We start from the raw sequence: 24,587 nt of genomic DNA, 5'->3' as shown, positions 1-24,587 counted from the left end.
TGCGAGGTTCCAGCCGCCGGTTTTGCGGACCGGTGACCCGGGCGACGCAATGGGGCGCACCGGGCAGGGCGGGATTTCGCCCACACGAGTAACGTATGGAGTAGAAATGGGCGTTTTTGCCATGTTTCGCCGCAAGGCCAAGGACACCGAGGAGGTGTCGACCGCCGAAGCGCAGGTCGCCCCTCTGACGGCCGAGCCGGAGGCGGAGGACGCTCCTGACGCCGAGTCGGCGCCCGAGGCCGCAGAAGCCGCCATGGCCGAGGAGAAGGCCGAGGAGGCGGAGACCGACGAGACCCCTGCGGCCGTTGCACCGGAGAACGTGGAGATCCCCAAGCAGCAGTCCGCGGAGCAGGCCGCCGACAACGAGGCCGGCGAAGGCGCCCGCAAGTAGCTCGAGCTGACATTCGCGAGTTCCCGCGAGGGAAGGTGGATCCATGGGCTTCCTGGACTCGATCAAAGCCAAGCTGAACAAGGACAAGGTCTCCGACCTCGCGCGACAGCACGGGGACAAGATCGACCAAGGCCTCGACAAGGCCGCCAAGACGGTCGACGAGAAGACCAAGGGCAAGTACAGCGACAAGATCCAGACGGGTACGGACAAGGCGAAGGACGCCCTGGACAAGCTCTCCGGACCGGACAGCAAGGACGGCGGCACCCCGCCGTCGCCCCCCGCGGCTCCCTGACGCCGCGCGCGGCACACATGGCGGACGGCCGCGAAGCCCTCGGGCTTCGCGGCCGTCGCCTTTCTTGGCCTTCTGTGGCGTGTACTACGTCCAGGACGCGACGAAGTAGCCGACTCCGTAGGGAGCGTCTTCGTAGAGGAGGTCGCCCGTGCCGTTGTCCTTGTCCCAGGCCGCGCTGAGGATCTGCCAGGGCGCGCGGCCGGAGATCTTCAGTTCGCGGGACAGGTCCGCGTCGAGCCGTGCGAGGGTGCCGTCGGCGTCGAGGTCGCGCAGTGCGGCGGCGATCCCCGCGTCCACGCCCTCGGCGCGCTCGTCCAGGTAGCCGGGGGCCTTGAGGGTGCGGCAGGCGGTGCCGTCGCCCATCACGAGCAGGCCCACGCGGTCCGCCAGGGCGGCGATGTGCACGCCGTCCTCGCCATTGGCCGGCCAGGAGCTGTCCCCCGGGACCTCGTAACCGCGTACCGGCCCGTCCCAGCCCGCGCGCGCGAGCAGCCACGCGCCGACGCTCAGGGAGAGCGGCAGCGGCTCCGCCGGGATGTCGGAGGGTGCGCCGAGCACCACGTCGACGTCGACGCCGAACGCGCGGAAGGTGCCGCGGGCCCCCTGCTCGTGGAACGCCGTGCGCGGGCCCTCGCCGACCACCACGAGCAGCTCGGGGTCGGCCGCGAGCACCGCGCCGAGTGCCGCGTCACAGGCCGTGCGGGCGGCGTCCAGCTCCGGGGCCGCGCCGGCGGCGACCTCGGGCACGAGCAGCGGCGGGCAGGGGCAGACGGCGGCGGCGACAAGCATGATCGTCAGCCTACTGCGCGCGCCCCGCGCCGCGTCGGTCAGTCGACCGCGCAGCCCCCGGTGACCACGGGCAGCGGCTCGGGGACGCCCACCTGGGGCAGGCCCAGCATGACGCCCTGCTGCTTGTCCTGGGTCTCCTTGTTGCGCTTCTCCCAGGCGTCGCCCGCGCGCGTGGGGCGCACGTTCAGGACCTCGCCCTCGGCCAGCAGGTGGTGCGGGGCGGCGTAGGTGATCTCGACCGTGACCACGTCGCCGGGGCGGACCTCCTGGTCCGGCTTGGTGAAGTGGACCAGGCGGTTGTCGGGGGCGCGACCGGACAGGCGGTGGGTGGTGCCGTCCTTGCGGCCCTCGCCCTCGGCGACCATGAGCTCCAGGGTGCGGCCGACCTGCTTCTTGTTCTCCTCCCAGGAGATCTCCTCCTGGAGGGCGACGAGGCGCTCGTAGCGCGCCTGCACGACCTCCTTGGGGACCTGGTTCTCCATGGTCGCGGCCGGGGTTCCGGGGCGCTTGGAGTACTGGAAGGTGAAGGCGTTGGTGAAGCGGGCCTCGCGCACCACGTGCATGGTCTGCTCGAAGTCCTCCTCGGTCTCGCCCGGGAAGCCCACGATGATGTCGGTGGAGATCGCCGCGTACGGCATGGCGGCGCGGACCTTCTCGATGATCCCGAGGAAGCGGTCCTGGCGGTACGAGCGGCGCATCGCCTTGAGGACGGTGTCCGAGCCGGACTGGAGCGGCATGTGCAGCTGCGGCATCACGTTCGGCGTCTCGGCCATGGCGGCGATCACGTCGTCGGTGAAGTCGCGCGGGTGCGGGGACGTGAAGCGCACGCGCTCCAGGCCCTCGATCTGCCCGCAGGCGCGCAGCAGCTTGCTGAAGGCCTCGCGGTCGCCGATGTCGCTCCCGTAGGCGTTGACGTTCTGACCGAGCAGCGTGATCTCGGAGACGCCCTCGCCGACGAGCGCCTCGATCTCGGCGAGGATGTCGCCGGTCCTGCGGTCCTTCTCCTTGCCGCGCAGCGCCGGGACGATGCAGAAGGTGCAGGTGTTGTTGCAGCCCACCGAGATGGAGACCCAGGCCGCGTACGCGCTCTCGCGGCGGGTCGGCAGCGTGGAGGGGAATGCCTCGAGCGACTCCGCGATCTCGACCTGCGCCTCCTCCTGGACGCGGGCGCGCTCCAGGAGGACGGGCAGCTTGCCGATGTTGTGCGTACCGAAGACGACGTCCACCCAGGGCGCCTTCTTCACGATGGTGTCGCGGTCCTTCTGGGCGAGGCAGCCGCCGACGGCGATCTGCATGCCGGGGCGCGAGACCTTGCGGGGAGCGAGGCGGCCCAGATTGCCGTAGAGCTTGTTGTCCGCGTTCTCGCGCACCGCGCACGTGTTGAAGACGACCACGTCGGCGTCGCCGTCGGAGCCCTCGGGGGCACGGACGTATCCCGCGCCTTCGAGGAGGCCGGAGAGGCGCTCCGAGTCGTGGACGTTCATCTGACACCCGTAGGTGCGCACTTCGTAAGTCTTGGCGGGCTCGGGAGAACGCTCGTCCACGGCGGACGGACGCGGGTCGCTGCTGCTCATAACCAACAAGGGTATGGGGTGCGCGGAGTGGCCCGCGCCGCCCCTGTCCGCCCTCATCGGTCTCCTCGGGCTCCCCGGTCTTCCCGGCGCGTCCCGGGCGGCTCAGTCGTCCGCGGGCTCGGCGGCGACCGTTCCGGTCGTCAGGTCCACGCGCCAGTCCCGCTGCCCGGCGCCGGAGGCCGTCTCCACGCTCCACGACGGGGTGCCGTCGGCCGCCAGGTCGACCGAGGTGACCCGGCCCTTGGCCGCGGCGGCGTCGGCGGCCTCCCGGGCGGTCGTCGAGGCGCCGCTCAGGGCGGTGCGGGCCTGCGCCGCGTCCTCGGCGTCCTTCTCGGTGTAGGCGGCCAGGACATCGCCGTCGGCGGGGTCGACGTGCACGGTCCACAGGGTGGCGCCGGTGCCGTCGGGCACGATGTCGACCTGCCAGTACACACGGCCGCCCTCGCTCTCCAGGTCGGCGGCCGTCGCCGAGCCGGAGGTGTGGGCGAGGGCCGCGTCGATGGCGTCCGCGGCGCTGATCCCACTCTCGGCGACCGTCACGGCCGAGCCACCCGTCAAGGACACCGATGAGGCCGAGGAGGCCGAGGAAGGCGCGGCCCGGTCCTCCTTGCCTTCGGCCACGGCGTAGTAGCCGGTGGCACCGGCGATCAGGGCGACGGCGGCCGCCGAGGCGCCGGCGACGGCGAGCTTGCGCTGCATGGGATGTCCTCCGGGTCGGTCAGGAAGAGGGCCGGACGAGGACCCAACCAGGACATCTTGGAAAAACAAGCCGAAAGGCCACTTAAAGGTGTGCGGGGAGCGGCACCCCTCGCTCGGCCGCCACCTCCGTCAGTTGCTTCCACACCTTGGGCGCCACCGGGATGCCGTGGGCACCCCGCGCGTCCGCCGTGGCAGCGCTGCGCTCGCCCGGGTAGTACACGCCCTCGTCACCGGGCAGGCCCTTGAGCGTGCCCAGCGTCGTGTCGACATCGGCGAGGAACGTGTCCGCGCTGCCGAAGGCCGCCGGGTCCACGGCGATGAGCAGGGCGTTCTGCCGGTGCTTGCGGCCCGCGGGGTCGTCCGAGTGGAAGGCCGCGAAGATCGGGGCGCCGACCAAAACGCTGGTGAGGAGTTCGAAGGAGAGGGACATGCCCGAGCCCTTGGCGCCGCCCAGCGGCAACGGCATCACGGCCCGCTCTGGGTCGGTGGTCGGAGTCCCGTCGGCGGTGGCCGCGGCGCCCTCGGGCAAGGGTGTGCCGCTCGCCTTGGCCTGCCGGATCTTGCCGAGCGCGATGGTGGCGGTGGCCATGTCGAGGAGCAGCGGTGCGCGGTCCGACGCGGCGGGCGTCGGGACGGCGATGGCGAGCGGGCTGGTGGCGACGGCCGGCCCCTTGACGCCGGTGTAGCCCATGTTGGGCATTCCGGCGACGAAGCCGATGCCGACGAGCCCCGCCTCGGCGATCTTCGACACGTAGCGGCCGATGGCGCCGGTGTGCACGGTCTGCCGTACGCCGACGGACGCGATGCCGCAGCGGCGGGCTCGGGTGACCGCCTCCTCGGCGGCGGCGGTCAGCGCCACCGGGCCCGGCGCGCGGTCCGCGTCCAGTACGGCGGCCGCCGGGGTGGACGACTCGACCTTCATGCGGGGATCAGGGTTGGCCACCTTCTTGGCGAGCAGATCGAGGTACCCGGGCACGCGCGCGATGCCGTGGGATTCGACGCCGCGTTGGGCGGCCCAGACGAACACGTCGGCGGTGGTGGCGGCGTGCTCGGCGCTCAGGCCGCCCGTTTCGAGCAGAGCGGCGGCGAAGGTCCGTAGGTCGGCCGCGGCGACCAGGGTCTTTTCGGGCATGGTGGCGGTCCTTACAGGTCCGAGGGGTCAGCGGGGGACGAGGACGTCGACGACGGCCGTGGTGCCGGCCGCGACGGCCACTGCGACGAGCACGTCACGATCCTCGACGGCGAGGCCGAGGTCGTGGTCGGCTGCGAGGTGACGAAGCTGGAGCGCTACGACACGACGTACGTCCCTTCTCCCGTCCCCCACCTCTTCCGCAACGTCGGTGACACCCCTCTGCGCATCCTGTGGGTGTACAGCTCCGGCCATGTCACCCGTACGTTCACGGAGACCGGGAAGACGGTGGAGCACCTGTCGGCCGAGGACCAGATGGGCCAGGACTGACCCGCTCGCTCCCCGAGGACCGACCCCCGCTCGCTTCCTTCATGCCTCGCGCGGTATTTTGAACACGTTCAATTAACCGCAGGTCACTTAAGGGGCGCCATGAAGGTCGTACTTGCAGGTGGCACGGGTCAGGTCGGCGGTGTGCTGCGGCGCGCTCTGACGGCGGCCGGGCACGAGGTCGTCGTACTGAGCAGGCGCCCCACGCGCGCGGGCGAAGTGGAATGGGACGCCCGCACCCTCGGCCCCTGGGTCAAGGAGATCGACGGCAGCGACGTGGTCGTCAACCTGGCCGGTCGCAGCGTCAGTTGCCGCTACACGCCCGACAACCTCCGGGCCATGATGGACTCACGGGTCGACTCGGCCCGCGTCGTCGGCGAGGCCGTCGCGGGCGCGGGCCGCCCGCCGGCGCTGTGGCTCCAGATGAGCACCGCCACCGTCTACGCCCACGCCCGCCCCTGCGACGCCCCGAACGACGAGGCGTCCGGCGTGCTCGGCGGCACCGAACCCGGCGTGCCGCGCTACTGGTCGTACAGCGTGGACATCGCCAGGGCCTGGGAGCGCGCGCAGCGGGACGCCGACACCCCGGACACCCGGAAGGTCGCCCTGCGCGCGGCCATGGTGATGAGCCCGGACCGCGGCGGCGTCTTCGACGTCCTGTCGTGGCTCGCCCGGCTCGGACTCGGCGGCCCGGTGGCGGGCGGCCGTCAGTACGTGTCGTGGATCCACGATCAGGACTTCGTGCGCGCCGTGGAGTTCCTGATCGCCCGCGACGACCTGACGGGACCGGTGAACCTGGCCGCGCCCGAGCCGCTCCCGCAGCGCGCGTTCATGCGCGTCCTGCGCCGCGCGCACCGCGTCCCGGTCGGCCTGCCGGCGACCCGCTGGATGGCCGAACTGGGCGCCTTCGCCCTGCGCTCGGACACGGAGCTCCTCCTCAAGAGCCGCCGCGTGGTGCCGGGCAGGCTCCTCGACGCCGGGTTCTCGTTCACGCACGAGCGGTGGGAGTCGGCGGCGGGGGATCTGGCGCGGCGGCGCCGGGTCCGGTGACGGCCCGTCCGTGGCTGCGCCGGACCGGAATGCCCGCCGTCGAACGGGCACCTCACGGCGCGTGACCGCCCGCGAACGGCTTCAGCCCTGGTCAGCTCCCGCCCCCACCTGGCAGGATCGCGCCCATGCCGCAGGCCCCCTTCCGGACGTTCCGCATGACCCGCCGCCGCGCCCTCACCGGCTCCGCGGCCGGACTCGTGGTCTTCGGGCTGCTGCTGTGGTGGCTCCTGCCGCTGGGCGAGGAGACGCCGGGCGGCACGGCCACGTTCAGCACGGGCACGCGCAACGGTGTGTACGTGCGCTACGGCAACCTCCTCAAGGAGGCCCTGGCCCACGATCTGCCCCGCCTCGACGTCACACTCGACGAGAGCCAGGGCTCGTGGGACAACGTGACGCGGGTCGCCACCGGCAAGGCGGACTTCACGATCGCCGCGGCGGACGCCGTCGCCAAGTACCAGGACGAGGGCCGACCGGGCGCGGAGCGGCTGCGCGGCTGCGTCCGCCTCTACGACGACTACATGCAGCTCGTCGTGCCCCGCGACTCCCCCGTGCGGAAGGTCGCCGACCTGCGCGGCAAGAAGGTCGCCGTGGGCGGGGCGCGCTCCGGGGTGCAGCTCATCGCCGAGAAGGTGCTCGCCGCGGCGGACCTGGACATGCACAAGGACATCCAGCCGGTCGAACTCGGCATCAGCGACATGGCCGACGCCCTCACGTCCGGGAAGATCGACGCGTTCTTCTGGTCGGGCGGCCTGCCCACCACCAATGTGAAGGAGCTGTCCAAGAAGTTCCCGATCCGTCTGGTCGAGATGGGCTCCCTGCTCGACCGGCTCCGCGAACAGAGCGACCCCTCCGCGCGCTACTACCGCGCCGCCGTGATGCCGGCCGACGCCTATCCGCGCGCCCAGCAGGGAAAGACCGTGAACACGCTGGCGGTGGCGAACCTCCTGGTCACCACCGACCGTACGAGCCCGGAGCTGACCGAGGCGGTGACGCGGACCGTGATAGACAGCCGCGACGGCATCGGCAACCAGGTGCACGCGGCGCAACTCGTCGACCTGCGCACCGCCGTGTACACGGACCCGCTGGCGCTGCACGAGGGCGCGCGCCGCTACTACCGGTCGGTCAAGCCCTGACCGACACCTCGGATCGGGTCGGTCAGGGCTTGACCGACCGATCCGAGGTGTCGGTCAACCCCGGGCAGGCCGACTTCTCGGCACGCGCAGCGTCACCTTCAGGCCGTGCGGCTCGTGATGGGCGTACGCGATGGAGCCGCCGCCCGCGGTGAGCAGGGCCCGCGAGATGGACAGGCCGAGGCCCGAGCCCTTGATGTTCTGGTGCTGTCCGCTGCGCCAGAACCGGTCGCCGATCCGGGCGAGTTCCTCCTCGCGCAGGCCGGGACCGCGGTCGGCGACCTCGACGGCCGTGCTCTGGCCGTTCGCCGTGACGGTGACGCGGACCTCCTGGCCCTGCGGCGTGAACTTCAGCGCGTTGTCGACCACGGCGTCCAGGGCGCTGGACAGCGCGACCGGGTCGGCCCACCCGGTGGCGGCCGGGCAGTCCGCCACCAGGCGTACCCCCTTGTCCTGCGCGAGCAGCCGCCAGGCCTCGACGCGCTCCGCGGCCAGCTCTCCGATGTCGGTCAACTGCAGGTCGGCGGCCGCGTGTTCGGCCAGGGCGAGGTCGAGCAGGTCGTCGAGGACCCGGGCCAGGCGCTTGCCCTCGGCCTGAACGGACGCGATCTCCTCGTTCCCCTCCGGTAGTTCGTAGGACAGCACTTCGATGCGCAGCATCAGGGCGGCGAGCGGATTGCGCAGCTGGTGCGAGGCGTCGGCGACGAAGGCGCGCTGCTGCTCGAGCACGTCCTCGACGTTGTCCGCCATCTCGTTGAACGACCGGGCCAGGCGCCGGAGTTCCGGCGGACCACCGGCGGCCGCGACCCGCGACTTCAGCCGGCCCGTCGCGATGTCGTGCGTGGTGGCGTCGAGGACGCGTACGGGTCGCAGGACCCACCCGGTCAGGCGCAGCGCCGCCGACACGGCGAGCAGCATCGCGGCCACCTCGCCCACCACGATGATCAGCCAGCCGCGCAACGTCTTCGCGCGCATCGCGCCCGTCGGCGAATCGGTGACGACGACGGCGACGACGTCGCCGTCCCGGATGACGGGCGAGGCGACCACGATCCGCCCCTTGGCCTGCCACGGCCACACCTGCGGCGGATCATGACTGCCGCGCGAGAACAGCGCCTCGTCGAACGCGGCGCGCATCTGGCCGCTGGCCGGCACCTGGAAGGCGGCGGGCGCCCGGCCCATGGGCCGCAGACCGAGATCGCGGTAGAAGACCCCGGCCCGTATGCCGTACACGTCGTGGTAGCGGGCCAGCTCCTTCTGCAGGGTCTGTCGGCGCTCGTCCGTCACGGCCTCGCCGCTCTCCGTGCTCGTCTCCCCGGCGGAGCGCGTGGTGACGAACTGCGCGAGCGAGGCGAACCGGGCGGTGTCGTCGATCCGGTCCACGACGACCTTCTGCTGCTGCGCGGAGGCCACGCTCACCGCGAGCGGGAAACCGAGCGCGAGCAGCACGCCCGCCATGAGGACGATGAGCAGCGGAAGCAGGCGTGCGCGCACCCGGGGCCCTGGCCTCTACGCGGCCGGGGCGACGAGCCGGTACCCGACGCCGCGCACGGTCTCGATGAGGGCCGGCATGCGCAGCTTGGACCGCAGGGACGCGACATGCACTTCCAGGGTGCGTCCCGTCCCCTCCCAACTGGTGCGCCACACCTCGGAGATGATCTGCTCCCTGCGGAAAACGACACCCGGCCGCTGCGCGAGCAGCGCCAGCAGGTCGAACTCCTTGCGGGTGAGCTGGACGGCGGCCCCGTCCACCGTCACCTGCCGCGTGGGCAGGTCGATGGCCACGGCCCCGAACCGCACCTCGTGGCCGACGGTCTGAGCCGTCTCCTCCTGCGCGCTGCGCCGGCTGACGGCATGGATGCGGGCGAGCAACTCGCCTGTGTCGTAAGGCTTCACGACGTAGTCGTCCGCACCGAGATTGAGCCCATGGATGCGGGACCGTACGTCCGCGCGTGCGGTCACCATGATCACGGGGGTCGAGGTCCGCTTGCGGATCTTGCCGCACACCTCGTACCCGTCCTGGTCGGGCAGCCCGAGGTCGAGCAGGACGACCCCGAAGGCGTCGGCCTCGGGAACGAGTGCCTGCAGCGCCTCCTCGCCGTTGCGCGCGTGGCGCACGTCGAAGCCGTGCCGGGCGAGGACCGCCGACAGGGCCGCGGCCACGTGATCGTCGTCCTCGACGAGCAGCAGTCTCATTCCGGCCCCCTTAGGTTCGTCGTCCGTACGGCTCCGAGTGGTCCGGGCCGTCTACACGGGCACGCGCGCGCATAGGTGCGTAGAGCGCACAAGGCATCCACGCTGATACATAAGGACGTCGTCAAGAGGCTTCCGGTTACGTCCGTGTTCCGTTATGCAGCCGGTACGCGGACCCCACGCCCTGTTCACGCATAGTGTCCGGTTGCGGCCGGATCGTTATGCTCAATTTCCCCTCAGATGTAATGACGCTGGTCGTACGGCGTTACTACTGTCCTCCCAACCGAGGAGGATGGAGCAAGACCCCGATGACCGAAGTTTCGGTGACCAAGGACGCCACTCCCCCTGCGGGCGACGCGCTGGTCGCGCTGAGTCAAGTGAACAAGCACTTCGGCTCGCTGCATGTGCTCCAGGACATCGACCTGACCATCGCGCGAGGCGAGGTCGTGGTCGTGATCGGCCCGTCGGGTTCGGGTAAGTCCACGTTGTGCCGCACGATCAATCGCCTGGAGACCGTCGACTCCGGTGCCATCTCGATCGACGGCAAGCCGCTGCCCCAGGAGGGCAAGGAGCTGGCCAAGCTGCGCGCGGACGTGGGCATGGTCTTCCAGTCCTTCAACCTCTTCGCGCACAAGACGGTGCTCGAGAACGTGACGCTGGGTCAGATCAAGGTCCGCAAGGTGGCCAAGGCCCAGGCCGAGGAGAAGGCTCGCGCCCTCCTCGACCGGGTGGGCGTCGGCGCGCAGGCGGACAAGTACCCCGCACAGCTCTCCGGAGGTCAGCAGCAACGCGTGGCCATCGCACGGGCGTTGGCGATGGACCCGAAGGTGATGCTCTTCGACGAGCCCACCTCCGCGCTCGACCCGGAGATGATCAACGAGGTCCTCGAGGTGATGCAGCAGCTCGCCCGGGACGGCATGACGATGGTCGTGGTCACGCACGAGATGGGCTTCGCCCGCTCGGCGGCCAACCGCGTCGTCTTCATGGCGGACGGCCGCATCGTCGAAGAGGCCGTCCCCGACCAGTTCTTCAGCAACCCGCGCAGTGATCGGGCCAAGGACTTCCTGTCGAAGATCCTGCACCACTAGACACGCGCCGCACGCGCCCTCTCGACAGAGGCTCCGCGCGCGCGTGTTGAGTTTTCCGACTGCGAATCTGCCGACACGAAGGATGTTCACCATGAAGCTCCGCAAGTCCGCCGCGATCGCGGCCACCGTCGCCGCCCTCGCGCTGACCGCCACCGCCTGCGGCGGCGACTCCGGCAACGCCGGTGACAAGCCGGCCGGCACCACCGGTGGCAAGAACCAGCCGAAGCTGCCCACCTACAAGGTCGCCACGAACGTCAAGGTCGACTCGGCGACCCTGACGAAGGCCCAGAAGGCCGGCAAGATCGTCTTCGGTGCCAAGAACGACCAGCCGTACCTCGGCTTCGAGGACACCGACGGCACGCGCTCCGGCTTCGACATCGAGATCGCCAAGATGGTCGCCGCCGACCTCGGTTTCAAGCCGTCGCAGATCGAGTTCAAGACGGTCGACTCGAACGTCCGTGAGACCACCATCTCCAAGGGCGAGGTCGACCTCTACGTAGGCACCTACACGATCAACGACGAGCGCAAGAAGCAGGTCGGCTTCGCCGGTCCGTACTTCATGGCGGGCGCCGACCTCCTGGTGCGCAAGGACGACACGGCCATCACCGGCCCGGACTCGCTCAAGGGCAAGACGGTCTGCTCCATCAAGGGCTCGACCCCGCTGCAGGAGATCAAGAAGCCCAAGTACGGCGCGAAGACCGTCGAGCTGTCCAAGTACTCCGAGTGCGTGCAGCAGCTCCTCAACAGCGAGGTCGACGCCGTCACCACCGACGACGCGATCCTCAAGGGCTACGCGGCCCAGCGTCCGACCAAGCTGAAGGTCGTCGGCAAGCCCTTCACCAAGGAGCCGTACGGCGTCGGCATGAACAAGGACGACAAGGCGCTGCGCGACGCGGTGAGCAACGCCATCGAGGCGCACCAGAAGAACGGCGACTACAAGAAGGCGTACGACGCGACGCTCGGCCTGTCCGGCTCCCAGTACACCGAGCCGCCGGCCCTCGAGCGCTACTGATCAGCCTCCTCAGTCCCTGAGGAGCGGGTCCCTGCGGCGGGCGCACCCTGGTGGTGCGCCCGCGGCACGGTCCCCGTCGCCCGTCCGCCGTCGCCCACGAGGACATCCCCGTGAACGTATTGCTCGACTATCTCCCGGAGTTCCGCGAGGGGTTCATAGGCACCGTCCTGCTGACCCTCTCCAGCGGGCTCCTGGCGATGGTTCTCGGCGTTCTCATCGCCGGGTTCCGCGTCTCCCCCGTCCCCCCGCTGCGCATCTTCGGCACCGCGTGGGTCACGCTCTTCCGCAACACTCCGCTGACGCTGCTCTTCATGATCGTGTGGTTCGTCATCCCGCCCCTCTTCGGGGTGAGCATGAGCCCGTGGGCCAAGGCGCTGCTCGCGCTCGGCTGCTACACCTCGGCGTTCGTCTGTGAGGCCGTGCGCTCCGGCATCAACACGGTGCCGCTGGGCCAGGCCGAGGCCGCCCGGTCGATCGGCATGACGTTCTCGCAGACCCTGCGCATGATCATCCTGCCGCAGGCCACCCGGACCGTGCTGCCGCCGCTCAGCTCGATCTTCATCGCGCTGACCAAGAACTCCGCCATCGCGGGCGCGTTCAGCGTCGCCGAACTCTTCGGCGTGCAGAAGCTGCTGAGCGACAAGGGCTTCGCGATCGGCTGGATCTTCCTGTGGGTGGCCCTCGGCTACCTGATCATCACCTTCGCCATCAGCGGTCTGTTCCGGCTGCTCGAGCGCCGCATGGGGGTCGCACGATGAGTTCGAGCGTCCTGTACGACGCGCCCGGTCCCAAGGCCCGGGTGCGCAACCTGATCTACACGGTCGTCGGCTCCCTCGCGGTGCTCGGCCTGATCGCGTTCACGCTCTACCGGATGAACGTGACGGGCCAGCTGGAGCCCGAGGTCTGGAACATCTTCAACAACGCGGGCGTCCGGGCGAACATCCGCGACGGCGTGCTGACCACCCTCAAGGTGTTCGCCGCCGCCGGTGTGCTCTCCCTGCTGCTCGGCCTGCTCCTCGCGGTCGCCCGGCTCTCGGACCACAAGCCGGTCAGCGTGGTCGCCACGGGCTTCATCGAGCTGTTCCGCGCCATCCCTCTGCTGATCACGATCTACGCCTTGTGGGTGCTTTTCCTCACCTATAAGGAGAACCTCGGGGTCGTCGGTGAGAACGCCGCCTTCTGGGCGCTCGTCATCGGCCTGACCGTCTACAACGGCTGCGTCCAGGCGGAGGTGCTCCGCGCGGGCATCAACGCCGTACCGCGCGGCCAGGTGGAAGCCGCGTACGCGCTGGGTCTGCGCAAGACCCAGGTGATGACGATGCTGCTGCTGCCGCAGGCCGTCCGCTCGATGCTCCCGACGATGATCAGCCAGCTCGTGGTGACGCTGAAGGACACCTCGCTCGGCTACATCATCACCTACGGTGAGCTGCTGTTCGCGGCCCGCACGATGGCGAACAACATCATCGTCAACGGCGAGAACCCGATCACCGCCGTGGTCATCGTCGTCGGCGCGATCTACATCACCATGTGTCTGGCCCTGTCGGGGCTCGCCAACTGGATCGAGCGGCGCGGTCGGCACACCAAGAGGGGCATCACGGTGGCCCCGGCCGCCGAGCCCATCGTGGAGATGTCGGAAATCCAGCAGCAGCTGGGCAAGACCACAGGCAGCGGCACCGACAACGGCGTCTGACGACACGTCATCGACCGTTGAGGTATGACGGAGGCAGTGGCGTCCCCGCCACTGCCTCCGTCACTTGACGCAAGCACCGGCAATGGGTTGCATACGCTCTGTGAACGTGCACCCCGCTCCAACTGCCCCTTCCCGTACGTCCAGTACGCCACCCGTGCCCCGTTGCGCGGCGCCTCATGGGGCAGGAGGGGCCGCGCCGTGGATCCGGTGATCGTCGTCGGCGCGGGCCCCGTCGGGCTCACGCTGTCCCTCGCCCTCGCCCGCCACGGCGTACCCTCCGTGGTCCTCGACGAGGGCCCCGGCAAGGACGAGCCGCGCCCGGCCCGCACGGTGGTGTTGCGCGAGGACACCGCCGCCCTCGCCGAGCGCCTGACCGGCACGTCCCTCGACGCGATCGGATCCCGGTGGACCGGCTGGCGCTCCCTGCGCCGCAAACAAGAGATGCGTGCGCTCACCTTCGGTGAGCAGATCCCCGCTCCCCTGCACCTCGCCCAGCACGCACTGACCGGCGCCCTGCGCTCGGCCGTCGCGGACGAACGGCTGATCAAGGTCGCCGTCGACAGCCGCCTGGACTCGGTCGAGGAGGAGAAGAACGGGCTGACGGCGCACACGCGCGGCCCCAAGGGCACCTGGTGGCGCGGCAGTTACCTGGTCGGCTGCGACGGCCCCCGCTCCACCGTGCGCAAGCTCCTCGACATCCGCTTCCCCGGCCGCACCGCCGTCGAGCGACACGCCGTCGCCGCGCTGCGCACGGAACTTCCCTGGCCGGGTGAGGCGTTGCTCCATCGCAACCCTCCGTGGCGGACGTCGGGGTCGTCCGGCGCGGAGGTCGTCGGCCGCCCGCTGGCCGACGGCGTCTGGCGCCTCGACTGGCTGCTGCCGCCGCGCAGCGACCTGGTCACCCCGGACGTGCTGGTGACACGCATCCGAGAGACCCTCGCGGGCTGGTGCGGCGGCTCCACCCCGCCGTACGAGCTGCTCGACACGGGCGTGCACACCGTGCACCACCGCCTCGCCCGGCGCTGGCGCGTGGGCCGCGTCTTCCTCGCAGGGGACGCCGCGCACCTGCTCGGCGCGCTCGGTACGCAGGGCCTGGACGAGGGCCTGCGCGACGCCGACAACCTCGCCTGGAAGCTGGCCCTGGCCTGGCACGACGGGCGGCGCCCCGCCCCCGACGCCCTCCTGGACAGCTACCAGACGGAGCGCCGGGCCGCCGTCGCCGCCCGACTGCGCGCCGCGGACCAGGCGCTGCCGATACTGCGGGGCAGCGGCGGCCTGCGCTCGTACGTGCCCGGGGCCGCCCGCGGTCATGACGCGCTGCTCATGGACGGCCACTTGGGGCACGGCCCGCTGGGCGCGCCGGGGGCGTACGCCGATTCCCCGCTCTCCCCTCCGCGCACCGAGTCCCAGGTGGATGTCGGCACGGCGGCCGGGGCCCCGGCCGCCGATGTGCGGGTCACGGCGCCCGACGGCTCGTTCGTCCGGCTGCGCGACCGTCTCGGCCTCGGGCCTCTGCTCGTGGTCCTGGTGGCGCCCGGCACGGGTGTGTGGGACCGCAAGCACTGGATGTCGGCGGGCCTCATGCCCCGGCTCGCGGCGGCCGTCAGCGCACTGCCGCACGAGGCGGAGCTGCTCGTAGCGGAGAGTTATCCGGGCGCTCCGGCCCACTCGGTGCTGCTGATCCGCTCCGACGGGCACCTGGTCACGGCGCTCAGCGGTGTACGCCCTGCGGAGCTCTACGAAGCGGCGCAGACGGCGCTCGGCGGGCCGGCCGCGGCCGCCGAGGAACCGGCGGCGGCCTCTTCGGAGGTGGGTGGCGCCTCCTGAGCCTCCCGGGCTTCCCGTGCTCCGCGCGCCTCCCGCGCGCGAGTTGACCGGTCCCTACCGCCATGGTGTACTCCGGAACGTGACGACGATCGACACCGATGTGCGCCTGTGGCGGAGGGTCCATATGGACCTTGTCCGTTACGCGGGCTGCGTGTGTCGCCCGTCCTGCTGAATTCGCCTGCTTCACCCTCCCCGCGCGCCCGGCCGTCTCTCCGGCCTCATCGAACTCTTCAATGGCCTTCGATGCCTTTCGAAGACTTTCGATGCCTCTTCGGCCGGTGGCGCGCGTCCTTCGCGAACCTTCAGGACGGTACCCGTGTCCCTTCCCGCCACCCCGGCTCCCTCGGCGCCCACCACCGCGGCGCCCACCCAGGCCGACCTCCTCGACTTCGTCCGCCGCACCGCCGCGGACCGCGACCTCATCGCCTCCCTGCCGCTCGATCCCGAAGGCCGTACGTGGGTACGGCTCGAAGGCCCCGGCGGCAGCGAGGCCTGGCTGATCGGCTGGCCGCCGGGCACCGGCACCGGCTGGCACGACCACGCCGACTCGGTCGGCGCCTTCCTCGCCGCGTCCGGCGAACTGAAGGAGAACTCGCTCGCCGCCCGGCTGCCCACCGACGGCTGGAAGACCCTGGAACTCTCCGAAGGGGTCGACAGGGAGCGGCGGTTGACGGCGGGTCAGGGCCGCGCCTTCGGCCGCCACCACGTCCACGAGGTCCTGAACGAGTCCACCACCGAGCACGCCGTCTCGGTGCACGCCTACTACCCGCCGCTCCCGCAGATCCGGCGCTACAGCCGCACCGGCCAGACCCTGCGCCTGGAGTCGGTGGAACGCCCGGAGGACTGGCAGTGAGCGACTTCCCGAACGATGCCGCGCCGCACGTGGACCCCGTGGGCATCGACGAACTGCTGGAGCGGGTACGGTCCGGGCTCGACCGGATCGAGGCGCCGGAGGCGTTCGCGGCCGCAGCGGCCGGCGAGGCGCTGCTCGTCGACATCCGGTACGCGGCGCTGCGCGAGCGCGACGGCCTGATCCCCGGCGCCCTCGTGGTCGAGCGCAACGAACTGGAGTGGCGCCTCGACCCGCAGGGCAGCCACCGCGCTGCGGAGGCGACCGGACACGACCTCCATGTGGTGGTCGTCTGCAACGAGGGCTACGCGTCGAGTCTCGCGGCCGCCTCCCTGCGACAGTTGGGGCTGCGCCGGGCGACGGACCTGGTGGGCGGGTTCCAGGCGTGGCGCGCTGCGGGACTTCCGGTGACCGCCGGCTGACTCTGCTCGCATGACGCGAGGGTGCCCCTTACGGACATGGCTTCCGTAAGGGGCACCCTCAATGGCGAAGCGCTCCTTACTCCTTGGCCGTTGCGACGGTGACGGGGCGGACCCGCAGCGCCACGCGGCCGGGCAGCGCCGTCGCAGTGAGCGCGAGCAGTCCGGCGCCCGCGACCACGGTGACGTAGGTCAGGGGCAGTACGGCCGGGGCTGCCGTACCCGTCATGCCGAGGCTGAAGGCGCTGAGCACGGCGGCCGCGATGCCGCTGCCGAGCGCCACGCCCATGAGGACGACGGTCAGCGCCTCGATGCGGAGCATCCGCAGGACCTGGCGCCGCGTCGCGCCGGCGAGGCGGAGCAGGGCGAACTCCCGGATCCGCTCGGACACCGACATCGCGAGGGTGTTGACGACGGCGATGGCGGTGAAGGCGAGAACGAGGGCCATGGCGATGAGGTTGACCTCGGCGTTGGCCTGCTGCCGCGCCTCCTGGAGCCCGTCGGCGGCGTCCGGCGAGAGAACTCGCACGGCCGGGAACTCACGGAGCGTGTCCGCGAGTTGTTCCTGTGTGCGGCTGGTGGAGACGAGCACGGAGGAGGCGAGCGGATTGTCGATGTGGCGCGAGAGCAGATCGTGGGAGACGGTCAGATCGCCGAAGCCCAGACCGCGGGCGTAGACGGCGGCGACGGTGAGCGTGGCGGGTGTGCCGTCGCCGAGCGTCAGCTTCAGCTTGCTGCCGGGCTTCAGGTGCTGCTGATCGGCGGCCAGTTCACTTACGGCGACCGAGCGCTCCCCGAAGCGCGAGAGCGAGCCCGCGGTGACGTCCGGGTCCCAGGTGCGGGTGAGCCCGGTCGGCGTGACGCCTTGCACCGGGTACTTGTCGAGGCCGACGCGGACCGTGGAGCGGACGACCTCGGTGACGGTGGTCCCCTTGTCCGTACGCAGATCACGTACGGCCGCGTCCGGGATGCCGGGCCCCTGAGCGGCGAGCACCCAGTCGGCGCGCACGCCCTCGCGGGCCTGGGCCCGCGCGGCGTCGCCGAGCGTGGGCTGGACGAACAGCACGGTGCAGGTCATTCCGACGAGGAGGGTGAGCGGGGTGACCACGGCGGCCATGCGGGCGGCGTGGCCGCGCAGGTTGGCGGTGGCGAGCCGGGCACCGGGGCCGACCGCGCGCAGCGGAAGACCCAGGACGGCCATGGTCGCCCGGACCAGGAGCGGCCCCAGAAGGGAGACGGCGACGGCGAGGACGACAACGGACAGGAAGGTGACGGGAGTCGAGGCCGCCTCGGTGCGCAGCCCGCCGAGGACGACGACGAGCACGGTGCCGCCCGCGAGGGCGACGAGCCCGGCGACGGTCCGGAGCACGGCGGGGCGTGTCGGTTCGACGCTCGCTTCGGCGAGCGCGGCGGCAGGGCGGATCCTGGCGATGCGTCGGGCGGCGACACGGGTGGCGGCCCAGGCGCCGAAGAGCGTGGCGGCGAGTCCCGCGACGACCGGGAAGAAGCTCACAGTGCGTTCCAACGTGGCGGGTACGGCGCCGAGTTCGACGAACCGCCCGTAGAGCCAGCCGCCGAGCGGCAGGCCCGCGAGGGAGCCGACGACGCCGGCGGCCGCGCCGACGATCAGCGCCTCGCACCCGAGCAGCTTGCGGATCTGCCGGGGCGTGGCGGCGATGGCGCGCAGCAGGGCGAGTTCGCGGTGGCGCTGCTGCACGGACAGGGCGAAGGTGCCGACGACCACGAGGACGGCGACGAGCAGGGACGTGCCGCCCATGGCCCCGCCCATGCTGACGAGCTTCACCCGCGCGGCGGCCCCGTCCAGGAACTCGACGGGGCCGCGCTCGTCCCCGGAGGTGACGCGTGCCGTCGTCCCCTTGAGCGCGTGCGCGACGTCCTGCTTCAACTCGGCCACGTTCCGGCCCGGTTCGGGCACGACGCCGATCGCCGTGACCCGGCCGGGGTGCGCGGCGAGCCGCTCGGCCTCGGCGGTGGAGAAGAACAGCGACGTCTGCCGGGTGACGGTGGCGCCCGCGCCGGGTGCCGCGATACCGGTCACGCGGTACGTCCGCGGGTCCTGGGTGGACTGCACGGCGAGTCGGTCGCCGACGGCGAGGTGGGCGCGGGCCGCGAGGTCCTTGTCCACCACGATGTCGCCGCCGGACCGGGGCGCGCTTCCCTCGGCCAGCTTGTACGGCGTGAGGGCCGCGGAGTCCCAGGCGTGCCCGAAGGCGGGCCGGTCGGGATCGACCGCTCCCGATGCCGAAGGCTCGGCGAGGAAGGTGAGTTCGGGGACGGCCTGCCGCACGCCGGGCACCGCCCGCACCTTCCGTACGAGGTCCTGCGACAGCCAGGCCCGCTCGGCGATCGGCTTGGCCTTGTGCTTGACCTTCGTCTTGCCCTTCTTGTGCTTGACGATGGTCTGGTGCACGTTCTGGTCCGCGGAGACGAGGACCGGCGCGGCCGCGTAGCGCTCGGTGCGCACCGAGCCGCGCAGCCCTGTCTCCAGCAGGGTGCCGCAGGCGGTGACGAGGGCGGCCGCGCACATCAGCGCGAGAAAGGCCCCCAGGAACCCGCCCTTACGGTCCCGGACGGTCTGCAGTGCGTAGCCCAGCATCATGACGTCCCCCGGCGAACCGTGCGCATCTTCAAGGTCATGCGTCAACGATGGCCCGCGCACAGGGTCCGACACACTGCGGCGACCAGGCGTCTCGAGGTGGGGTAAACCCCACCAGCTCCCCTCAGGGGCGCGAGGAACTGTGCGAGCGACCACGCACAAGGCGCGCGTTCAGACGGCAGGCAAGCGTGCAGGGGGTCTGGGGTCACAGCCCCCAGGAACGGGACGAGAAGGGGAGGAGGGGGCGCCCCCAGGAACCCCAGCCACGACGCCCGAGCACCCGGCCACTGGCCAACCGCCCCGGACCACCGCTACTCCGCGAACCCCAGGTCCTCGGTCTCCTCCCCCTCTTCCTCCAGCGCCTGCCGGACCACCCTGAGCGCCATCCCCTCGGGATACCCCTTGCGCGCCAGCATCCCCGCGAGCCGTCGCAGCCGCTTGTCCCGGTCGAGCCCGCGCGTGGAGCGGAGCTTGCGCGCGACGAGTTCGCGCGCGGTCTCCTCCTCCTGATCGGAGTCGAGCTGCCCCACCGCATCGTCGATCACGGTGGAGTCCACGCCCTTGGTGCGCAGCTCACGTGCGAGCGCCCGGCGGGCAAGGCCTCTCCCGTGGTGCCGGGACTCCACCCACGCATCGGCGAAGGCACTGTCGTTGATCAGCCCGACCTCCTCGAACCGGGACAGCACCTCTTCCGCGATCTCGTCCGGGATCTCCCGCTTGCGCAGCGCGTCGGCGAGCTGCTTGCGCGTGCGCGGGGTCCCGGTGAGCAGGCGCAGACAGATGTTCCGCGCCCGCTCCGCCGGGTCCCCTGACGGTTCCCCCCGCTCGGCCCTCGACGAGTCAGGAGGGCCGTCGTCCTGTGCGGCGCCGGACGGATCCCCGAACCCGCCCTTGCGCCGACGCCCGCGCGGCCCGGCTCCGCCACGCGAACGTCCACCACGGCGCGGTCCACCCGCCGCGCCGTCCCCCGATTCCCCGTCGTCACCGGCCGCCCCGTGCGCGGCATCGTCGTACACCCCGGCGCCCTCGCTGCCCCGGAGGGAGGCGGGGCGGGCGTCGTACTCGGCCCAGTCGGTTCGTCGTGTCACGGCGGATTAGCTCTTGGCCGCCGTGGCCTTGGACTTCGCGGCCTTGGGTGCGGGCACCGCCTTCGCCGCGTTCACCGCGTCCTCGGCGGGGACAGCGGCAGCCGCGTCCGCAACCGGCTCGCCGACCGGCTCCTCCGTCTTCTTCACGCCGACGCCGAGCTTCTCCTTGATCTTCTTCTCGATCTCGTTGGCCAGGTCGGGGTTGTCCTTCAGGAAGTTGCGCGCGTTCTCCTTGCCCTGGCCGAGCTGGTCGCCCTCGTACGTGTACCAGGCGCCGGCCTTGCGGACGAAACCGTGCTCCACGCCCATGTCGATCAGGCCGCCCTCGCGGGAGATGCCCTGGCCGTAGAGGATGTCGAACTCGGCCTGCTTGAAGGGCGGCGCGACCTTGTTCTTGACGACCTTGACGCGGGTGCGGTTGCCCACCGCGTCGGTGCCGTCCTTCAGGGTCTCGATGCGGCGGATGTCCATGCGCACGGAGGCGTAGAACTTCAGCGCGCGGCCACCGGTCGTGGTCTCCGGCGAGCCGAACATCACGCCGATCTTCTCGCGGAGCTGGTTGATGAAGATCGCGGTGGTCTTGGACTGGTTGAGCGCGCTGGTGATCTTCCGGAGGGCCTGGCTCATCAGGCGGGCCTGCAGACCCACGTGCGAGTCACCCATCTCGCCCTCGATCTCCGCGCGCGGCACGAGGGCCGCGACGGAGTCGATGACGATGAGGTCGAGGGCGCCGGAGCGGACCAGCATGTCGACGATCTCGAGCGCCTGCTCGCCGTTGTCCGGCTGCGACAGGATCAGGTTGTCGATGTCGACGCCGAGCTTCTTGGCGTACTCGGGGTCGAGGGCGTGCTCGGCGTCCACGAAGGCCACCGCGCCGCCCGCGCGCTGGGCGTTGGCCACGGCGTGCAGGGTCAGGGTCGTCTTGCCGGAGGACTCCGGGCCGTAGACCTCCACCACACGGCCGCGCGGGATGCCGCCGACGCCGAGCGCGACGTCGAGCGCGGTCGAGCCGGTGGAGATCACCTCGATGGGCTCGTTCGGCCGCTCGCCCATGCGCATGACCGCGCCCTTGCCGAATTGCCGTTCAATCTGTGCGAGCGCGGCGTCGAGCGCCTTCTCGCGGTCGGTTCCTGCCATGGGTTCCACCCGATTTGCTTGAGTCGATCGCTTCACGTCAAAGACGCTAACGCCTGCCACTGACAATCGGCCTCGACGCCCGTCCGGCCTGTGGATAACTCGAGGCTCCTCGCCCGGGCACTCTCTTCGAATCCCTTGGGAATGCTGGGGTGAGAGCCCCTGGACACTCCATAAGAATGGATGTTCGATTTCGGTGTCAAGCGCACCACGCGGCACGGGAGGAAGACGTTCCGGCACCCCGCCCCGTGCCGGCGGGCTTGGATCGGGCAGGCCCGCGGCCGTGAGATCCAAGGCTTGAGACCTCCCCGAAACCGTTGACTCTTCGCCCGGGCCGCGGCCTACGTTCAGCCGCATGGCTGACGACTGCTTCGCCCATCCACGGCTCGCGGCGATCTATGACCCGCTCGATCCCGACCGCGGCGACCTGGACGCCTATCTCCGGCTGACGGACGAGCTCTCGGCGCGCCGTGTCCTGGACATCGGCTGCGGCACAGGGGTGTTCGCGCTCCTCCTGGCCGAGCGCGGGGTCGAGGTGGTCGGTGTGGATCCCGCCCTGGCCTCGCTGGACGTCGCGCGGGCCAAGCCGGGCAGTGGGCGCGTGCGCTGGATCCACGGCGACGCGACGGACCTCCCACCGCTGCGGGTCGACCTCGCGACGATGACGGCGAACGTGGCCCAGGCCATCGCCGACCCGCAGTCGTGGCGGAAGACGCTCCAGGGGGCCCGTGACGCGCTGCGGCCCGGCGGACACCTGGTCTTCGAGACCCGTGTCCCGGCTCGGCGGGCCTGGGAGGAGTGGACCCGCGCGTCCTCCGACCAGGAGACGGAGATCCCTGGCGTGGGCTCCGTCAGGAGCTGGGTCGAGCTGATCGATGTGAGCCCGCCCCTGGTGACGTTCCGCTGGACCTACGCCTTCGCCGCGGACGGCCAGGTGCTCACGTCGGACTCGACCCTGCGCTTCCGGGAGCGGGAGGAGATCGAGCAGGACCTGAAGGCGCACGGCTATGTGGTGCGGGACGTACGCGACGCTCCCGACCGCCCGGGAAGAGAGTTCGTCTTCCTCGCGCGACGTCCGTGATCTTCAGTGGCCCGCCGTCCGACGCGGCCGACGGCACGGCCGGGCGTGATCCCTACTCCCCGTGGCGTACCGCGAGTGTCTTCGGCCGGACGACGTCCGGGCGGGTCCGCGCGAGGACCCTTGTGCCCATGGAGACCGCCCGCGCCATGGACCCCGCCCTCGCGCCCCGCCGCACAGACGCCCTGTGGCGGACGGCCCGCCCCGCCGAGCGTCTCTGTTACGCGACCGGTGCCGCCCTGATGGCGTCGGGCCTCGTCCACCTCGCCGTGTTCGGGGTCGACGGCGGTCCGTGGAACGGCCCGGTCTCCTGGCGCAAGCCGATCACCTTCGGGCTCTCCTTCGGCCTGACCCTGATCGCTCTCACCTGGGTGACGTCGTACCTGCAGATCGGCGCCCGGCGAAGGAACGCTCTGCTCGTGGTGTTCGCCGCGGACTGTGTCCTCGAGGTCGGGGGCATCACCCTTCAGGCATGGCGCAAGGTCCCCTCGCACCTCAACATGGAGAGCGCCTTCGACACCGCCGTCTCCCTGTCTCTCGCCGTGGGCGGCGGCATTCTGGTGGTGCTCCTGACGCTCTTCGCCGTCGCCGCCTTCCGTAAGCGGCCGAGCGGCCCTACGGGAATGCCGCTCGCCGTGCGCTCCGGTTTCGCCGTCCTCCTGGTGGCTCTGGCGTCCGGCGCGGCCATGATCGCGCGCGGGGTGACGCTGACCAGGACCGGGCACCAGGAGGCGGCCTATCACTCGACAGCCGCCCTCAAGCCGCTGCACGGGGTCAGCCTGCATGCCGTGCTCGTCCTGCCGGCCCTGGCCTGGCTGATGTCCCGTACGACATGGACGGATCGTGCCAAGGAGAGCGCCATGTGGATCGCGGTGGCCGCCTACGGCGTGGCGGTACTCGCCGCAGGCGCCTGGGCGGCGGTCACCTACTGACCGGTCCGCCCACCGGCTTCGGAATCGCTCTGGGACGCCGCGCCCGGCTCGTTCGGCCCCCTCAGGGCACGCCGCATGCGCGCGAGCAGCGGCGCCCCGCCACGTCGGCGGTGCCCGTGCACCCGCGGGTCGTCCGTCACGTCGTACCGCTTCACGTACGCCCCCAGGAACGCCTGCAGCGTGGCGACGGCGGGGATCGCGATGAGCGCCCCGACAGCACCGAGCAGCGCGGTACCCGCGATGACCGACCCGAAGGCGACCGCCGGGTGGATGTCCACCGTCTTCGAGGTCAGCTTCGGCTGCAGCATGTAGTTCTCGAACTGCTGGTAGATCACCACGAAGATGAGCACCCACAGCGCGTACCAGGGATCCACCGTGAAGGCGATCAGCATCGGCAGCGCGCCCGCCAGGTAGGTGCCGATGGTCGGGATGAACTGCGAGACGAGGCCCACCCACACGGCGAGCACGGGCGCGTAGGGCACCCCGAGCGCCTGCAGCAGGATGTAGTGCGCGATCCCGGAGATGAGCGCCATCAGGCCGCGCGAGTAGAGATACCCACCGGTCTTGTCGACGGCGATCTCCCAGGCGCGCAGCACCTCGGCCTGCTTGGCGGGCGGCAGCACCGAGCAGAGCGCACGCCGCAGGCGCGGGCCGTCGGCGGCGAAGTAGAACGAGAACAGCCCGATCGTCAGCAACTGGAAGAGTCCGCCGAGCACCTGCGCGGAGACGTCCAGGACGCCGGTCGCGCTGTTCTGCACGTACTTCTGCAGCCAGTCCGAGTGCAGCAGGCTGTCCTGGACCTCGACTCGGCTCAGGTCCGTGTGGAACGTCTGGTTGACCCAGTTGATGACCTGGTCGAGGTACTGCGGGAAGTCCTCGACCATGTCGACGATCTGGCCGGCGAGCATCGATCCCATCAGCACGACGAAGCCCGCGCCCGCGACCAGCACCGCGAGGAAAACCAGGAACGTGGCCAGGCCGCGACGGAGTCCACGCGCCGACATCCAGCTCACCGCGGGCTCCACGGCGAGTGCCAGGAAGAACGCGATCAATACGTTGATCAGCAGCCCTGTGACCTGGTGAAAGGCCCAACTGCCCAGCTGGAAGCAGGCGATGAGGGCCAGAGCGAGCACCATGGCGCGCGGCAACCAGCGCGGCATGCCCGCGCGCGGAGTCACCGCCGGGCCCGGCGGCCGCTCGGGCGGTGTCGTGCCGGGCGGAGCGGCGTCGGTCGCCACCTGGAGGTTCTCGTCTGTCGCTGCCACGGTGCCAGTCTCGCCC

General features: G+C 71.1%; 24 protein-coding genes and 1 pseudogene. 15 read left to right on the top strand and 10 right to left on the bottom strand.

Features of this window, described 5'->3' with window-relative positions:
- The first annotated feature begins 106 nt into the window (after nucleotides 1–106).
- Both B072_RS0141505 and B072_RS0141500 read left to right on the top strand, forming a co-directional pair.
- Nucleotides 107–391, top strand: a complete 285-nt coding sequence (locus B072_RS0141505) for a hypothetical protein (protein ID WP_026246873.1) — start codon at nucleotides 107–109, stop codon at nucleotides 389–391.
- A 43-nt stretch (nucleotides 392–434) separates the two neighbouring features.
- A complete protein-coding gene (locus B072_RS0141500) occupies nucleotides 435–683 on the top strand; it encodes an antitoxin (RefSeq protein ID WP_018535919.1) in 249 nt (82 codons plus the stop codon).
- Nucleotides 684–767: 84 nt separating this feature from the next.
- On the opposite strand, the gene B072_RS0141495 is transcribed toward B072_RS0141500, so the two are convergent.
- The 4 genes from B072_RS0141495 to B072_RS0141480 form a co-directional block, all read right to left on the bottom strand.
- A complete protein-coding gene (locus tag B072_RS0141495) occupies nucleotides 768–1,472 on the bottom strand; it encodes a class III extradiol dioxygenase subunit B-like domain-containing protein (RefSeq protein ID WP_018535918.1) in 705 nt (234 codons plus the stop codon).
- 38 nt (nucleotides 1,473–1,510) lie between these two features.
- The gene (gene miaB, locus B072_RS0141490; protein WP_078506790.1) at nucleotides 1,511–3,046 is read right to left on the bottom strand and encodes a tRNA (N6-isopentenyl adenosine(37)-C2)-methylthiotransferase MiaB; all 1,536 of its coding nucleotides are present in this window, start codon (nucleotides 3,044–3,046) and stop codon (nucleotides 1,511–1,513) included.
- A gap of 102 nt (nucleotides 3,047–3,148) precedes the next feature.
- Nucleotides 3,149–3,745: a PepSY domain-containing protein gene (locus B072_RS0141485; protein ID WP_018535916.1), complete on the bottom strand. Its 597-nt coding sequence runs from the start codon at nucleotides 3,743–3,745 to the stop codon at nucleotides 3,149–3,151.
- A gap of 82 nt (nucleotides 3,746–3,827) precedes the next feature.
- The gene (locus B072_RS0141480) at nucleotides 3,828–4,877 is read right to left on the bottom strand and encodes an Ldh family oxidoreductase (RefSeq protein WP_018535915.1); all 1,050 of its coding nucleotides are present in this window, start codon (nucleotides 4,875–4,877) and stop codon (nucleotides 3,828–3,830) included.
- A gap of 90 nt (nucleotides 4,878–4,967) precedes the next feature.
- On the opposite strand from B072_RS0141480, the pseudogene B072_RS45290 reads away from it, so the two are divergent.
- The 3 genes and pseudogenes from B072_RS45290 to B072_RS0141465 form a co-directional block, all read left to right on the top strand.
- A pseudogene (locus tag B072_RS45290) lies at nucleotides 4,968–5,204 on the top strand (cupin domain-containing protein); the annotation flags it as partial.
- A 99-nt stretch (nucleotides 5,205–5,303) separates the two neighbouring features.
- Entirely contained in the window at nucleotides 5,304–6,251 is a 948-nt protein-coding gene (locus B072_RS0141470) for a TIGR01777 family oxidoreductase (protein ID WP_018535913.1), read from the top strand.
- A 125-nt stretch (nucleotides 6,252–6,376) separates the two neighbouring features.
- Nucleotides 6,377–7,384 carry a TAXI family TRAP transporter solute-binding subunit gene (locus B072_RS0141465; protein ID WP_018535912.1) on the top strand — a complete coding sequence of 336 codons (1,008 nt, stop codon included), beginning with the start codon at nucleotides 6,377–6,379 and terminating at the stop codon, nucleotides 7,382–7,384.
- Between the two features lie 54 nt (nucleotides 7,385–7,438).
- On the opposite strand, the gene B072_RS0141460 is transcribed toward B072_RS0141465, so the two are convergent.
- Complete coding sequence (locus B072_RS0141460; RefSeq protein WP_018535911.1) at nucleotides 7,439–8,872, bottom strand: sensor histidine kinase; 1,434 nt, start codon at nucleotides 8,870–8,872, stop codon at nucleotides 7,439–7,441.
- 15 nt (nucleotides 8,873–8,887) lie between these two features.
- Nucleotides 8,888–9,574, bottom strand: coding sequence for a response regulator transcription factor (locus B072_RS0141455; RefSeq protein WP_018535910.1), 687 nt, complete (start codon nucleotides 9,572–9,574; stop codon nucleotides 8,888–8,890).
- Between the two features lie 305 nt (nucleotides 9,575–9,879).
- On the opposite strand from B072_RS0141455, the gene B072_RS0141450 reads away from it, so the two are divergent.
- From B072_RS0141450 to B072_RS0141420, 8 genes are all read left to right on the top strand, one after another.
- Nucleotides 9,880–10,659, top strand: coding sequence for an amino acid ABC transporter ATP-binding protein (locus B072_RS0141450; RefSeq protein WP_018535909.1), 780 nt, complete (start codon nucleotides 9,880–9,882; stop codon nucleotides 10,657–10,659).
- 91 nt (nucleotides 10,660–10,750) lie between these two features.
- Nucleotides 10,751–11,671, top strand: coding sequence for a glutamate ABC transporter substrate-binding protein (locus B072_RS0141445; RefSeq protein ID WP_026246871.1), 921 nt, complete (start codon nucleotides 10,751–10,753; stop codon nucleotides 11,669–11,671).
- Nucleotides 11,672–11,781: 110 nt separating this feature from the next.
- On the top strand, nucleotides 11,782–12,429 hold the full coding sequence (locus B072_RS0141440; protein ID WP_026246870.1) for an amino acid ABC transporter permease: 648 nt from the start codon (nucleotides 11,782–11,784) through the stop codon (nucleotides 12,427–12,429).
- Nucleotides 12,426–13,361 (top strand): amino acid ABC transporter permease, encoded by a 936-nt coding sequence (locus tag B072_RS0141435; RefSeq protein WP_018535906.1) that lies wholly within the window; start codon nucleotides 12,426–12,428, stop codon nucleotides 13,359–13,361. The genes B072_RS0141440 and B072_RS0141435 overlap by 4 nt, the downstream gene beginning before the upstream one ends.
- A gap of 198 nt (nucleotides 13,362–13,559) precedes the next feature.
- Complete coding sequence (locus tag B072_RS0141430) at nucleotides 13,560–15,188, top strand: FAD-dependent monooxygenase (protein ID WP_018535905.1); 1,629 nt, start codon at nucleotides 13,560–13,562, stop codon at nucleotides 15,186–15,188.
- Entirely contained in the window at nucleotides 15,079–15,360 is a 282-nt protein-coding gene (locus tag B072_RS50070; RefSeq protein ID WP_420707626.1) for a putative leader peptide, read from the top strand. The genes B072_RS0141430 and B072_RS50070 overlap by 110 nt, the downstream gene beginning before the upstream one ends.
- A gap of 144 nt (nucleotides 15,361–15,504) precedes the next feature.
- Nucleotides 15,505–16,041, top strand: a complete 537-nt coding sequence (locus tag B072_RS0141425; protein ID WP_018535904.1) for a cysteine dioxygenase — start codon at nucleotides 15,505–15,507, stop codon at nucleotides 16,039–16,041.
- The gene (locus B072_RS0141420; RefSeq protein ID WP_018535903.1) at nucleotides 16,038–16,460 is read left to right on the top strand and encodes a rhodanese-like domain-containing protein; all 423 of its coding nucleotides are present in this window, start codon (nucleotides 16,038–16,040) and stop codon (nucleotides 16,458–16,460) included. Before B072_RS0141425 ends, B072_RS0141420 begins: the two co-directional genes overlap by 4 nt.
- 76 nt (nucleotides 16,461–16,536) lie before the next feature.
- Here the strand turns inward: B072_RS0141420 and B072_RS0141415 are convergent, their stop codons facing one another.
- The 3 genes from B072_RS0141415 to recA form a co-directional block, all read right to left on the bottom strand.
- Nucleotides 16,537–19,077 (bottom strand): FtsX-like permease family protein, encoded by a 2,541-nt coding sequence (locus tag B072_RS0141415; protein ID WP_018535902.1) that lies wholly within the window; start codon nucleotides 19,075–19,077, stop codon nucleotides 16,537–16,539.
- A gap of 308 nt (nucleotides 19,078–19,385) precedes the next feature.
- On the bottom strand, nucleotides 19,386–20,162 hold the full coding sequence (gene recX, locus B072_RS0141410) for a recombination regulator RecX (RefSeq protein WP_018535901.1): 777 nt from the start codon (nucleotides 20,160–20,162) through the stop codon (nucleotides 19,386–19,388).
- 6 nt (nucleotides 20,163–20,168) lie between these two features.
- Entirely contained in the window at nucleotides 20,169–21,299 is a 1,131-nt protein-coding gene (gene recA / locus B072_RS0141405; RefSeq protein WP_018535900.1) for a recombinase RecA, read from the bottom strand.
- Nucleotides 21,300–21,651: 352 nt separating this feature from the next.
- On the opposite strand from recA, the gene B072_RS0141400 reads away from it, so the two are divergent.
- Together B072_RS0141400 and B072_RS0141395 are read left to right on the top strand one after the other, a co-directional pair.
- Nucleotides 21,652–22,377, top strand: coding sequence for a class I SAM-dependent methyltransferase (locus tag B072_RS0141400; protein WP_018535899.1), 726 nt, complete (start codon nucleotides 21,652–21,654; stop codon nucleotides 22,375–22,377).
- A gap of 146 nt (nucleotides 22,378–22,523) precedes the next feature.
- On the top strand, nucleotides 22,524–23,306 hold the full coding sequence (locus B072_RS0141395; RefSeq protein WP_043245702.1) for a hypothetical protein: 783 nt from the start codon (nucleotides 22,524–22,526) through the stop codon (nucleotides 23,304–23,306).
- Here B072_RS0141395 and B072_RS45285 read toward each other — a convergent pair.
- Entirely contained in the window at nucleotides 23,300–24,571 is a 1,272-nt protein-coding gene (locus B072_RS45285; protein ID WP_078506814.1) for an AI-2E family transporter, read from the bottom strand. The two genes, B072_RS0141395 and B072_RS45285, sit on opposite strands and share 7 nt — an antisense overlap.
- Between the last annotated feature and the right edge of the window lie 16 nt (nucleotides 24,572–24,587).

The sequence above is a fragment of the Streptomyces sp. HmicA12 genome (genome assembly GCF_000373565.1).
Lineage (GTDB): Bacteria > Actinomycetota > Actinomycetes > Streptomycetales > Streptomycetaceae > Streptomyces.
The sequence above is the reverse complement of the archived record's forward strand: the minus strand, read 5'-3'. Positions and strand labels throughout refer to the sequence as shown.